This window comes from Sphingomonas populi, assembly GCF_004208535.1.
GTDB lineage: Bacteria > Pseudomonadota > Alphaproteobacteria > Sphingomonadales > Sphingomonadaceae > Sphingomonas > Sphingomonas populi.
The window spans coordinates 1-13,130 of record NZ_SGIS01000066.1 but is presented as its reverse complement, the minus strand read 5'-3'; the positions used below and the strand labels follow the sequence as shown (position 1 = coordinate 13,130).

Annotated in this window: 8 protein-coding genes; 7 read left to right on the top strand and 1 reads right to left on the bottom strand. The window is 63.5% G+C overall.

What is annotated here, in order from left to right; all coding sequences use genetic code 11:
* On the top strand, positions 1 to 95 hold a 95-nt coding region (locus tag EWE75_RS26195; protein WP_345789387.1), incomplete at its 5' end, for an IS3 family transposase.
* A gap of 339 nt (positions 96 to 434) precedes the next feature.
* Here the strand turns inward: EWE75_RS26195 and EWE75_RS22640 are convergent.
* Positions 435 to 1,721 (bottom strand): ParB N-terminal domain-containing protein, encoded by a 1,287-nt coding sequence (locus tag EWE75_RS22640; RefSeq protein WP_130160339.1) that lies wholly within the window; start codon positions 1,719 to 1,721, stop codon positions 435 to 437.
* 157 nt (positions 1,722 to 1,878) lie between these two features.
* Here EWE75_RS22640 and EWE75_RS22635 point away from each other — a divergent pair, with 157 nt between their 5' ends.
* The 6 genes from EWE75_RS22635 to EWE75_RS26095 all read left to right on the top strand — a co-directional run bounded on the left by EWE75_RS22635 (position 1,879) and on the right by EWE75_RS26095 (position 13,006).
* Positions 1,879 to 5,577 (top strand): DUF4132 domain-containing protein, encoded by a 3,699-nt coding sequence (locus tag EWE75_RS22635; RefSeq protein WP_130160338.1) that lies wholly within the window; start codon positions 1,879 to 1,881, stop codon positions 5,575 to 5,577.
* A complete protein-coding gene (locus EWE75_RS22630; RefSeq protein WP_130160337.1) occupies positions 5,571 to 6,665 on the top strand; it encodes an ATP-binding protein in 1,095 nt (364 codons plus the stop codon). The genes EWE75_RS22635 and EWE75_RS22630 overlap by 7 nt, the downstream gene beginning before the upstream one ends.
* Positions 6,620 to 9,064, top strand: coding sequence for a DUF5682 family protein (locus EWE75_RS22625; RefSeq protein ID WP_130160336.1), 2,445 nt, complete (start codon positions 6,620 to 6,622; stop codon positions 9,062 to 9,064). The genes EWE75_RS22630 and EWE75_RS22625 overlap by 46 nt, the downstream gene beginning before the upstream one ends.
* Positions 9,061 to 10,191: a VWA domain-containing protein gene (locus EWE75_RS22620; RefSeq protein WP_206364852.1), complete on the top strand. Its 1,131-nt coding sequence runs from the start codon at positions 9,061 to 9,063 to the stop codon at positions 10,189 to 10,191. Before EWE75_RS22625 ends, EWE75_RS22620 begins: the two co-directional genes overlap by 4 nt.
* Positions 10,188 to 12,176 (top strand): SWIM zinc finger family protein, encoded by a 1,989-nt coding sequence (locus EWE75_RS22615; RefSeq protein ID WP_130160335.1) that lies wholly within the window; start codon positions 10,188 to 10,190, stop codon positions 12,174 to 12,176. The genes EWE75_RS22620 and EWE75_RS22615 overlap by 4 nt, the downstream gene beginning before the upstream one ends.
* A gap of 698 nt (positions 12,177 to 12,874) precedes the next feature.
* Positions 12,875 to 13,006, top strand: a complete 132-nt coding sequence (locus EWE75_RS26095) for a hypothetical protein (RefSeq protein WP_282432728.1) — start codon at positions 12,875 to 12,877, stop codon at positions 13,004 to 13,006.
* Positions 13,007 to 13,130 lie beyond the last annotated feature (124 nt).

Below are 13,130 nucleotides of genomic sequence, written 5' to 3'. Positions count from 1 at the left end.
ATTATATCGAGCGCTTCTACAACCCGACGCGCCGGCACTCGACGCTGGGCTATCTCAGCCCCATGGACTTCGAGCGGCAAGCGCATGTAGCCTAACTTGGTGTCCATGGGACCGGCAGCAGCTCAGGATGACCGCAGAGGGCTCAAATAGGCTGGTGTTCCTAGCGCTATCGCTCTCCACAAGCTCCAAAAGTGCGACCCATCCTGGCGCGCTGGTGTCCTGCGCTTCCGAATGAAGGTTCGGCACGCTCGGAGCGCCCTTCTTGGTTCGCGACGCCAGACAGGCGCAATGCCCATCCCGCTCTACGCGCTCAGCAGCAGTCTTCGTTGCCGGATCGATCGAGAAAGTCGCCGGAGTGGAACCCCCGCCGGGGAACCCAAACATGCGTCTGATGATGGTCATTGGAACTCCATACCCGCGCTGCAATCCAACGATTAGCGATTTAGCGTTGCCACGAGAAATCGCCCGAGTCTGACCCAATACGTCCTCAGCTCGTTCTCCATCGGTCCGAAATCCGGCGAATGGATATAGCGCTGCATACTCGCGACCGAGATCAGTTGATCGTTGAGCCTGATGCGCTCCAACTCATCGAAATAAGCGCGGTCGATAATCTGTCGCTGTAGCAGATCAGCCGATACCGCGCCGACCTTCCGCGACAGATTGTCCGGCACGTTCAAGCCGTGTTCTGCAATGTAGCTCTCAACCGAAAGCTCCATCAGGATACGCATCAACGCCGAGGTCGCGTTTGGATGCTCGCGTAATGTAAGCGACTGCAGTTCTTCCCAGATCGCCCTTACCCTTTGCTGCGCGGCGATCCACTGGATCCGCGGCGCATCTGGCGGGATAAATGTCGCCTGAGGTGGTCGCGGCGGCGGCGGATTCCTTCGCGGATTGCGGACTGCACCGCCAGCAGCGACCGGTTCTGGCAGTCGCTCGTTCTCGGCCGGCAGAACACCTTCATCCTGCAACCTATTGAGGTAGGCGCGCTTGCCCTCGTTATTCCAGAGATCACCGAGCGTGATGACTTGATTGGCCAAATCGCTGGCTATTCGGTGCAGGGCGTCGGCAACGGCTCCATGATCGTGCGTGAGGCGAAAGCGCCGACCGGCCGTACTGACACCGGCTCGATTGCGAAACTCTTCGGATGAGAGCAACCGAGTTAGCGTGGACCACGGGATATTCCCCTCAGGAAGGCGATCAGCCTCGGCCAGCAGGCGTTCGACCTCCGCCGCGACGTTGATCCCACCGCCCTGTCCGGTGCGCTCCACGAAGTTAAGCTTTGCGCGGTCATTCCAGTCGAGTTGTCCGACGCCTCGTTGCGAACCGGTGTGCCGTCGAAACAGAATGCTATCGATCAGATTGCGATCGTCCTCGATCTGGCAAGTCAGCCGAGCTGGGATATTCCCATTCGCCCCGTCGCGCAGGGTGCTGAAGTGCACCCGCAAATCCGCTGTGGGAGCGCGCGCTGGATCGAGCAGGAGCTTTAGGCACGTAATTCGTCGATTCCCGTCGAACACCACAAAGCCGTCGTCGGTCGGCATAACGAGAGGCGGGTCGTACACCGCGCCAACGGTCGCGATGTCAGCAGCAAGATTCCGCATCTGCGCGTCATGTAACCGGAACAACTCAGCAATAGCGAGGTCTTCGCTGCCGACCTCACCGTGTCGGTCGTTTGCTTGATTTACGCGCAGATCGCCGACATTCAGCTCTTCGTAGGCCAATTGCTCATCTCCCCCGCTCGGCTGGGACTATGCGCCCCGCTAGCCCTTAACGGGAAGGCCAAATCGAACCTGTCGTGTGGCCGGGCGTCTGAGTGCGGAATAGTGCTAGCCCTTGGTTCCGGCTGTCGATTACAGTCGAGACCAAGGGGGATCGTCGATGCGGCGCTTGTTCAGTGTGATTTTTGGCGCTGGGCCATTGGCCGGATTCAGCGATGCGCGGCTGGAGAAGCACTTTGCGGTGCTGGACCGGGCAAGTCCGGGCCTGATGCGCAAAACCGTCACGTTCGTCGGAATTGGCGATGGTGGGTCGGTCCTGTCTACGCTCGGAACCCCTGCAGCGGTCTCGACTTGGAAGAACAGGCCGGGCCGATATGGCGGCGGCTCCTCCCCCGTAGTGCACATGCTGGCCGACGGCGGTGTGGAACTCAATGTCCTCGTTCGCTTCGGTCAGGCGATGGCTGCGCTCGACCCGCTGCCTCAGGGAGGGCATTGGGGAACGTTCGGAACCAAAAACGCGCCTGACTGGTTCCGTCACGCAATATCGAGAGATGCCGGCAACAATCGCACCAAGGCGCTCTGCTCCGTGGACCGACTTGCTTCTCTGGCGGTGGCGGGAGGTGCTGATGCCTCCGCCGTGCTGGATGTGCTTTTCCATCCGGGGCCGGGCGTATCCTATGGGACCACGCACAGCACCGAGATGTTCGGTGGCGTCGCCGATTGGCTTGGCTCGCACGTCGCTTTGGTAACCGAGCTTCAATCGAACCTCGATGCGCCCGGCCGTGTCGAACTGGCGCATGCGATCGGCCGTTTCGATCTGGCTGAACGCTATCTCGATCTCCTGGTCGAATACGGAACTTCAGTCGCCAAAACGGTGAGAGCCGCAGCGATGAAGGCGCTGACGGCTGCACCGCGCGATGCGCTGATTGCCGCGCTTGACGACAGATATTCGAAGTCGAATCCCGGCATCCGCGTCGAACTCATAACTTTGGCCCTCGGTGCGTTAGGCACTGACTCCGCCGCCCTGCTCAAGCGCTGGAATGAGGGGGAAGCGGAGAAGCGCCCGAAGGACGCACTCAGCCGCGCATTGGGCAACGTGGCACTTGGCGAAGGTCCAAAACCGGCGGTCGGGCCATGGGAGCGCGGATATGTCGCGCTTGATGGGTCGACCGTTGCCTTGCCAGCGCGGCAACCGGTGCCGGAACCGAAGCGCCTGCCCAGCGCGGTATATGATCTGCTTCGTCCTTCGGTCGAAAGCTATAACGCAAACCTGCGTGCATTGCGGGAAGCGAATAAAAACGAAAAACATCACTGGAGCCGGACGCACCAACTGATTTCCGAAGCAGATCTCGCGACGTTTCGCGATGTTGTGGAAGGCCGCGCAAAGTCCACGAGCCGGCAGAACTGGAACCAGGGAATGCGCGCCCTCCAATGGGCGAACCAGTATGTGAAATGGGATGCGAGCGGCGTCACCGCGTTCTACGCGAGCCCCGAAGTCAGCGTGCGGCACCTAGTTGCGATCATCCGCCATGATGCGCACTGGAATTTTCTCGCGATCCTCGGGGGCGGGTTCGGACATGTCGGCGCGCAGGAGCTGCAACGGCGGATCAAGACCAGCGTCGATTTCCAGATTGCCGCAGATTTGTGGGTGGAGATGGGCGGCAAGGCTCCCGCGGTCGAATATCTGCAGGTTGCGTGGCAGGCCTCGCTCGCGAATGTCGACCGGGATTTGCTGTGGCCTCAGGTGGCAGAGGCCTTTGACGGGATCGACGAAGCTCTTGGCCTTGCTCCCCAGAAGCATCAGCCGGGATTGCACGCGTCGAACGCGCTCGACCTGCTCGAGACACTGCCCAAGGTGCCGCACCGTTACATGATCCCGCTGATGACGATCGCCACGGGATCGCAGAAGACGTTGCGGTTGCAGGCGCGCAACCTGCTTAGCGGCGCGCCGAACATTGATGTCGCGATCATCGACCTGCTCGGCGACGGCAAGCAGGAGGCTCGTGCGGGCGCCGCCGATTGGCTTGCTGCACGGGGCACGACTTCCGGCATCCCAGCGCTACGCAAGGCGCTGAAAAAAGAGAAGAGCGAGATCGCGCGCGCCGCGATCATCACTGCGCTCCAAAAGCTGGGTGACGACGTTTCGGACTGCTTCGATCCGAAGGGGTTGTTGAAGGACGCCGAAGCCGGGCTCGCCAAGGCTTCAACAAAGGGCCTCGAGTGGTTTCCGTTCGATCTGTTGCCGCGCTTGCATTGGCAGGATGGAAAGGCTGTTGATCCAAAGATCGTGCGGTGGTGGGTGGTGCTGGCGCACAAGCTGAAACAGCCCGGGAGCAATGCGTTGCTCGATCTATGGCTGGACCGGCTCGTGAAGGAGGATGCGCGTCGATTGAGTCTATTCGTGTTGCGGAGTTGGATCGAGCACGACACGCGACGACCCACTGAGGATGAGGGCAATGCCTATGCCGCTGCCAACGTGGCATCGGTCCTGAGCCAGAACCAACAGGCGGTGCGGCAAAATCCGCGCTATGCGGAATATTATGTGACTGACCGCGATAAGCTGTTCGCGATGTTGAAGCGCACCAAAATGGGTGAGTATTTCGGCAGCGCGAACGACAGCAAGGGCGTGCTCGCGCTGGCCACCCTGGCCGAGGGTGCGGATGCGGCCGCGGCGGTGCGGAGTTTCCTGAAGGATCATGGCGCTCGCATCTCGCAGGACAAGGCGCTGCTCGAAGTTCTGGCCGCAAGTTCTGCGCCGGCGGCGATCCAGGTCGTGCTTTCCACCGCGAACCGCTTCAAGGCGCGGACGGTGCAGGAGCATGCCGCGGCGCTGATCGAACGCATTGCCGAACGCCGGGGCTGGACACCGGAGGAACTAGCTGATCGCACGATCCCGACGGCCGGGCTCGACGAGCGAGGCGCATGCGAGTTGGATTGCGGAGAGGGCCGAACGTTTCAGCTGATGCTCGATGCGCAGGATGCTCTGGTGCTGCTCAACCCGTCCGGGCAACCCACCAAGGCGCTGCCCGCCCCGCGCAACGAAGACGAAAAGCCGCTGATCGCCGAGGCGAAGAAACAGGTCGCCACCGCGCGGAAGGAACTCAAACAGGCCGTCGTCGCACAGACCGAGCGGCTCTATGAAGCGATGTGCCTTGAGCGGCGCTGGTCGGTCGACGATTGGGAGCGGTATTTGCTGCGTCACCCGATCGTCGGGCGATTGGTGCGCCGGCTGGTCTGGATCGGGATCGATGACGACGGAAAGCAATGCACGCAGTTTCGCCCCCTCGACGACGGCACGCTGAGCGACGTGAACGATAGCGAAATCGCGATCGACTCCATGGCGCACGTGCAACTCGCGCATTCGAGTCTGGTCGCGGTGAGCGAAGCGGCGGCATGGCGCACGCATCTTTCCGACTATGAAGTTCCCTCTCCGTTCGCACAGTTCGAAGAGGACCTGCCCAAGCTTGCCGAGGGGGACGGCGACAAGACCTCGATCGACGATCGCCTCGGCTGGATGATCGAAACCTTCAAGCTTCGCGGAACCGCCAACAAGGCCGGCTTCGTGCGCGGTGCGGCTGAGGATGGCGGGATCTTCATGACCTATGAGCGCCGCTACGAATCCGCAAAGATCGTCGCGCAGATCGAGTTCACCGGCAGCCCGTTGCCCGAGGAGAATATCCCCGCCGCGCTCCAGCAATTGCTTTTCGTGAAGCTGCGGCGGGGAGGATGGCACGGGAACGGCGTGCCACTGAAGGAAGTTCCGCCCGTGCTTCTCGCCGAAAGCTGGAAAGCATTGCATCGTATCGCCGCCGCCGGAACCGGCTTTGATCCGGCTTGGGAGAAGAAGGCGGGATGGTGACCGAAACCGCACTGCGCGCGCCAGCGGAGGAACGCTACGCCGACGAACTGGCGAAGCTGGCGGAAGCCGACGATTCGCCGCGCCCCCGGGGTTGGACCTTGTCGGCCCGCGCGGTGCGGCGGTTCATTCTCGGCGATACGAAGCTGGGGGTCGTCCGCAAATTCTATGGCGACGATCCACTGGTCGATCGCGCGATCGTCAGCCTGATGAGCAATCAGGGGCTGATGCTGGTCGGGGAACCCGGCACAGCAAAATCGATGCTTTCGGAATTGCTGGCGGCGGCGATCAGCAACGATTCCGCGCTTGTCGTGCAGGGGTCGGCCGGCACGACCGAGGATCATCTGCGCTATGGCTGGAACTACGCGCTGCTGCTGGCCGAGGGGCCGAGCGAGAAGGCGCTCGTCCCGTCGCCCGTGCTGACGGCGATGCGCACGGGCAAGATCGTGCGGTTCGAAGAAATTACGCGATGCCCGCCTGAGGTTCAGGATGCGCTGATCTCGATCCTGTCGGAAAAGGCGCTCGCGGTTCCTGAGCTTGGCGCCGAGCAGGCGGTGCGCGCCATTCCCGGATTCAACGTCATCGGCACCGCCAATTTGCGTGATCGCGGCGTGCACGAGATGTCGAGCGCGCTTAAGCGGCGGCTCAATTTCGAGACGGTCCATCCGATTGCCGACCCGGCGCACGAGCTCGAACTGGTGCTCAAGCAATTGGGCGAGCGGCTCGGCCCCGCCGACGTGAAGGTCGATGTGGGTGCCGATGTCGCGGACATCCTCGTGCAGACTTTCCAGGATCTGCGCACCGGCCGCACGAAGGAGGGCGCGAGCCTGACCCGGCCCGAAGCGGTGATGTCGACCGCGGAGGCAGTGAATGTGCTTCATGCGGCGGCGCTGGAGGCGGCGTTCCTGGACAATGGCAAGCTCACCGGCGCGCATCTGGCGCGGCAAATCCAGGGAGTGATCATCAAGGACGAGCCCGAGGATGGCAAGCGCTTCAAGGCTTATCTCGATCATGTCGTAAAGGAACGTTCGGCGCGGAGCGGGCCGTGGCGGGACTTCTATCAGGCGGCGCGCGCGCTGCGCCTGACCTGAGCTTCGCCCCGAACTCCTATATGCCCGAGGATGCGGCAATCCTGCTGTCAGACCTGGAGTGCGACGTCCACATCGCGCCGATCCGGCACCATAGCCCGGCCTGTGCCTGGCATCTGAAGGCCATGATCGCGGAGATCGGTCCGGCCGCCATCTTGATTGAGGGGCCCGACGATTATGACCCGCTGATTCCATTGCTGACGCATGCGGAGACGCGGCCCCCGGTCGCGATCGTGTCGATCCTCGAAGGGCCTGTTCGCGGCGCGAGCTATTTCCCATTCTGTGCGCATAGCCCTGAATATGTCGCGCTCCAGGAAGGCGCGGCACGCGGCGTGCCGGTCCGCTTCATCGACCTGTCGGCGACCGACAAGGCAATGCGTGAGGACGATTCGAATCCACTTGATCCCGCACAGCCGCTCGCGCTCGACGAGTGGGCGTTCGACAGCAGCGATTATGTGCGGGCGCTGGCCGATCGCCTGGGTTGCCGTGATGGCAACGAGGTCTGGGACCAGTTGTTTGAGGCGAGGATCGGAGAGGCGGACTGGCGCCGGTTCTTCGGCGATGTCGGGCGCTATTGCAGCCATATGCGCGAAAGCACTGCCACGAAGACGATGGAAGCGGACGGCACACTCGTCCGCGAGGCGCGGATGGTCGCGCATCTCGCCCAGGCGCGGCGCGAGATCAAAGGGCCGATACTCGCCGTGGTCGGCGGCTTTCACGCGCCGGGACTGGTCGACGCACTACCGAAACTGGGCAACGTCGCTGCGCCCCCACGCGTGAAGGCGGAGCGCCCGCCTTATCTGATCCGCTATGGCTACCGGCAGCTCAACGCGCTGACCGGCTATGGGGCGGGCCTTCCGCTCCCGGCCTATTACGAAGGCCTGTGGCAGACCGTGGCGGCAGGAGAAGCTGCCCCTTTCGAGAAGCTCGCGCACCGGTTGATCACCGATTTCGCCGCCCATCTGCGCACCGCGCTGCTCGGCGTCTCGACGGCGGTGCCGATATTGGTCGCGACGCTGGAGAACGCGCATCGGCTGGCGGAGCTTCGCGGACGCCCGGGGCCGTTGCGCGATGACCTGATCGACGCCTGCCGCTCGACCTTCCTGAAGGGCGAGGAAGGCGGCGACGCCAGTCCGGTGATGGCCGAACTGGTGGCCTTCCTCACCGGCTCGGCAATCGGCGACGTCCCGGCTTCTGCGGGTTCGCCGCCGCTGGTCGAAGCGGTCCGGCAGCGCGCACGCGCGCTTGGCTTTCGCGTCGATGATGGCGAACGGCGCAATCGCGAACTCGATATCTACCGCAAACCGCGCCACCGTGATGCGAGCCGCTTTCTACATGCTACGGTGTTCCTTGAGACAGGGTTCGCGCAGCGCACCGGCGGCCCCGATTTTCGCTCGGGCGTCGATCTCGACCGGTTGATCGAGCATTGGTCGGTCATGTGGTCGCCACTGTTCGAGGCCCGGCTGATCGAACGTGCGGCGGACGGTGACACGATCGAAGAAGCGCTTGCCGCCGAACTCAACCGCCGCCTCGCCGCACTCGAAGCGCAGGGAATGGGCGGCAACGCCAGCGCCGCCATCGATCTGTTCGCTGCCGCCTGCCAGGCCGGCATAGCCGCATATGCGGAGCGGGTGTTGCCCGTGATCGAAGCCGATATCGTGCGAGACGCCGACCTCGCTTCGGTCGCCGCAGCACTGCGCGACCTGATTGGATTATGGCGCGGCCGCGCTGCGTTGGGGTTCGACAATAGCGCGGAGATCGAGAGCCTGGTCGGCACGACGTGGCGGCGTGCGCTCTACCTTCTGCCCGATCTTGCCAACGCGGGAGAGGATCGTATCGCGGCGACCCTCGATGCGCTGGTGGTGCTTCGCGAAGCGACCGGGCTTGCCGACGAGTCCTTGCGCGCGCTCGATCCGGTCCTGTTCGACGAGGCGATAGCCACGTTGCTCGACACCGAACTCGATCCGGCGCTGGCGGGCGCGGTCGCGGCACTGGCGTTGCTTGCGGGCAGGATAGACGACACGGAATTCGCTACGCGGCTCTCGGGCGAGTTGCGGGGTGCTTATCCCGAGATGGCGCGCCGGATTGCCTGGTTACGCGGCGTGATCGCAATCTCGCGCGAATTGCTGTGGCGTGTGCCCGAACTCATCGAGACAGCGGATCAGGTCCTGTCGGCACTCGACGATGGCGGCTTTGTCGAATTGCTGCCGCACCTGCGCATGGCGTTCGCCGCGCTCGATCCGCGCGAGATCGACCGGCTGGCGCACGCCGTTGCGGGGCGGCATGGCGGGGATGCGGCGGCGCTGATCGTCCGCCACGATCTGCCTGAAGCCGAAGTGGCTGCGAACCTTCGCGCCGATGCGCGCGTCCGCGAAATGCTCGAAGCGGATGGCTTGCTGTGAGCGGCGATGCGCCGCAGCTCAAGCGCTGGCGGATGGTGCTGGGGCGCTATGCCGATCCCGCTCTCGACGGTCCGGCGCTGGATGGGTCCGAACGGCGCATGGATCGTGCGCTCGACTATCTCTACGCCCGCGAACTTGCCCAGCGCGGTCTGAGACAAGACAAACCTGCGTTCGGCAGCCTTGACCCCAGTCGCCTCTCCGCCCTCGACTGGATCGGCGAGGTGCGCGAGCTGTTTCCGCGCTCGGTGCTCGAAATGCTCCAGAGCCACGCGGTCGATCGGCTCGGCCTGACCGAACTCCTGAGCGATCCCAAGACGCTGGATTCGCTCGAACCCAATCGCGATCTGCTGAAGGCGCTCGTCGCCTTCAAGGGACGGGCAAGCCCGGCGGTGCAGGACAAGATCCGCGAAGTCGCGCGCAAGGTGGTCGAGGACACGATCCGTCGGCTCAAGCCATCGATCGACCGCGCCTTTTCCGGCCGCCGCAATCGCTTCCGCCGCAGCCAAACCAAGCGGCTTCAGGATTTCGACTGGCGCGCGACGATCCGCGACAATCTCAAAAACTATGACCCCGATCGCAAACGGATCATTGCCGATCGGCTCCGCTTCACCGGGCGCTCGCGCCGCCAGCTTCCCTGGACGATCATCCTGTGCGTCGATCAATCGGGGTCGATGCTGGGATCGGTGATCTATGCCGCCGTGATGGCCGCGATCCTTTCCGCTTTGCCGTCGGTCGAGGTGCGGCTCGTCGTGTTCGACACGTCAGTGGTGGACCTGACCAGCGAAGTCGCCGATCCGGTTTCGGTGCTGATGTCGGTCCAGCTCGGCGGCGGCACCGATATCGGCCGCGCCGTCCAATATTGCGAACAGCAGATCAAGCAACCGAGCCGGACCATCTTCGTGCTGCTGAGCGATTTCTGCGAGGGCGGCCCCGTTGCGCCGATGGTCGCGGCGGTGCGGCGGATGGCGTCGGCGCGGGTGACCCTGATCGGGCTCGCCGCGCTCGATGATCAGGCCGCGCCCGATTACGACCGCGCGACGGCGCAGCTTCTGGCCAATGCCGGCATGAAGATCGCCGCGCTGACACCGGACCGTTTCGCCGAATGGATCGCGGGCATCATCGAATGACCCTCGCGGCGATCCTGATGGCGTTCGACGAAGCCGCGCTCGCCGCACTGGCCAACAAAGGCATTGTTCGCCGGGCTGCGCGCGATGTCGAAGAAGGAAAGGCATCGATCAGCGGCTGGGAAGGCGAGACCGCCATCGTCTCCGCGGACGGAGAAACGGTTCGCATCGGTGCGCGTGGTCCCGCGAAAGCGAGTTGCACCTGCCCGGCTCCCGGCACTTGCCGTCACCGGATCGCCGCGGTCCTCCTGCTCCAGCAGCAGAAGGAAGAGGTGCCGGCAGAGGATGCCGTGCCGAACCTGACCGCCGAAATTGCGGCGCTGCCGGAAGACGTGATGATCCGCTTCGCCGGTCGCGCGGCATGGCGGGCCGCGCAGGAGATCGCAGCGAATGGCGGCGAAGTCTCCGATGCGGGAGCCACATTGGTCATCACGCTTCACGGGGAAGACGTAGAGATCCGGTATCTTCGCGGACTCGGCATCGAAGGGATGGTGTCCAAAGCGTCATCTGCGCGGCGCAAGGCACTTCACGCCGCCGCGCTGATCCTGGTGCGCCAGGCGGCAGGCGTGGCGGTAAGCGAACTTTCCGCCGAAGCCGAAAAAGCACCGGCAAGCATCGACGAGGCCTTCCTGGGCGAAGTGCGGGATGCGCTGGCCGATGCGTGCCGCAATGGCCTCGCTCTGGCACCGCTGACGCTGGAAGAGCGGCTGTTCACCCTGTCTGTATCCTCACGGGCGGATTCGTTGCCGCGCTTGAGCGCGATGTTGCGGGGCATTGCGCGTATGCTGCGCGAGCGCCGGACGAGAGATTTTCGCTTCGATCCCGATGCGTGCCTCGGCGCCATTGCCGCCGCGGACGCCCTCGTTCGCGCGCTGCCGGCCGTCAGTGATCCCGAGCGCCGCGCCGGGCTCATCGGAACAGTTCGTCAGGCCTATGACGAGGTCGGGCCCCTCCACCTCTACGGCGCCGGTGGCGAAAGCTGGCGTGCGGAGGGCGGCGCGCGGGGCGCGGTCGCCTATTTCTACGATCCTGCATGCGACCGCTGGTTCACCGCATCACTAGCGCGCGGTGCGGGTCAGGATCCGTTTTTCGATCCCCGACATGCCTTCGCCTCGGAAGCGATCTGGGGCGGGCAGACGCTCGTCGGCCTGTCGCGAGCCGAATTCTGGTTCGATAGCGTCGCGGGATCGCCTGGGGGCCGTCTCTCGACGAGCGCGGCAAGTTCGCCGGAAATATCGGGCGCCACCACGCTGTCCACCGACTGGGCTTGCGCATTCGATTGCTGGGATATGCTCGCCGAACGCCTGCGAACCCGGCTGGTCGGGAGCCTGGCAGCACCTGCTGCCGCGCAGGAGCCGGTAGTCCTTTGGCCAAAGCGAACTGGGAGGCCTTGGTTCGACGATCTTACCCAGCAACTGCACTGGCCTCTAGAGGATCGCGGCGGACAATGGCTTGCCGTGTCGCTAGGCAACGACCCGGATCGCCCCGCGCATCTCGATCACCTGGCATCTGCAGTGTTCCGCCCGGGCTTCAGCGGTGCCGTTATTGCCATGGCGTCCGTCGCCGGCGCGGCGTTCGAACTTCGCCCGATGGCGCTCTTCGGCGAGGATGGTGTGCGCTCGCTCGATTTCCAGGAACCCAGCACCCCGAAGCGCAGCTTCTCGGATTTCCTCCAAATATATTCGAGGCGCAACCGCAGCGCACCCGTTCCTTACGCCAAGCCGGCAGGCATCTCGGTCGTGGAGAAGGCGGCAGCCGAATTGACGGGAATCGCTGAAACAGGCTGTCGCGCGATCAGCCGTTCCGGCAGCCAGCGCCTTGCCGAAATCGGTGCCCAGGCGGAACGTATAGGCTTGAGGACTGTCGCAGAAACGCTGGCGCTAGTTGCTGTTGCCAGCGGCTCGTTAGCGAGCCAGGTTCTGATTAGCCGCTATATCGTCGATCAAACGCGACTGCGGCTCACGGTGCTGCCGATGCTGCGGCTCTGAAATTGATGGTATTTGTGCTGGTACGAGCTTGATTAGTTCGTAATTATTCATTTAACTTCAGTTGGTTAGCGCCGTTTGTCTGCTCCCGTAGGGGTCACCATCGTCAAGCGGAAAATAGCGCAAAAGCGCCATTCTCGACAAGATGGTCGAAAGCGCTCCCACTTTTCGTCCCACACTTTTTTGTGGCTTTAGTGGCATGCTTTGACATGCTTCGGGCCTTTGATTGCCATCCTTCGCGCAGGCTGGGCGCTTGGCGACAACCTTTGGGCCGATTGCGGAACAGCAACTTTCAGGCGGCAGACATGCTATAGCTGCCATCTGCACCAGGAGGCTTCCGACGGCCACCCCCGACCAGTTCACGACGTTCCCCGGCCACCGATGAACGGCCGCTCACGCAGGACCCGGACACTCATTTCTCATAGAGCGGCCGGGCAGCAGTGCGCCCTAATTGCGGTCGTTCGGGGCGGGTAAGCCGGATGACAAAAGCCGACGTGCTTGCCGGGCAGTCCATACCACGCGATTGACGCATCGGAGGTGCGGAGAGCCAATGGCGTGCATGTGCTCAATGGAGACAGCTGCGTGTTGGTGAAAGGTCCATGTTTCGAGCGCGCCGACGGCGCTGCTCACCGGAGATGGCGCCTGTGGTCGATCGGGACCATGATGGCCGATCCGCGCCCAGCTGACGAAACGGGGAATACATGACCGATCCCGATGCCACGAAACCGACGATCGACGGCCTGTCAGACGCGGACGCGCTCGAACTGATCGGGGCGCTGGTTGATCATGCCCTCGATACCGCCGACTCCGTCGTCGTTGACGAAGCGATGTGAACCGCCCCGGGATTGTCGGAGGCTCCAACTCCTGAGAAGGCGGAGCCGATATGAGCAAGACAACGAACAAGTTTTCACCCGAGGTTCGCGCCCGTGCGGTTCGGATGATATTGGATCACGAAGG

Coding starts and splice junctions, on each gene's coding strand:
- EWE75_RS22635 (WP_130160338.1), top strand. CDS start 1,879: ATGCGGCGCTTGTTCAGTGTGATTTTTGGCGCTGGGCCATTGGCCGGA.
- EWE75_RS22630 (WP_130160337.1), top strand. CDS start 5,571: ATGGTGACCGAAACCGCACTGCGCGCGCCAGCGGAGGAACGCTACGCC.
- EWE75_RS22615 (WP_130160335.1), top strand. CDS start 10,188: ATGACCCTCGCGGCGATCCTGATGGCGTTCGACGAAGCCGCGCTCGCC.
- EWE75_RS26095 (WP_282432728.1), top strand. CDS start 12,875: ATGACCGATCCCGATGCCACGAAACCGACGATCGACGGCCTGTCAGAC.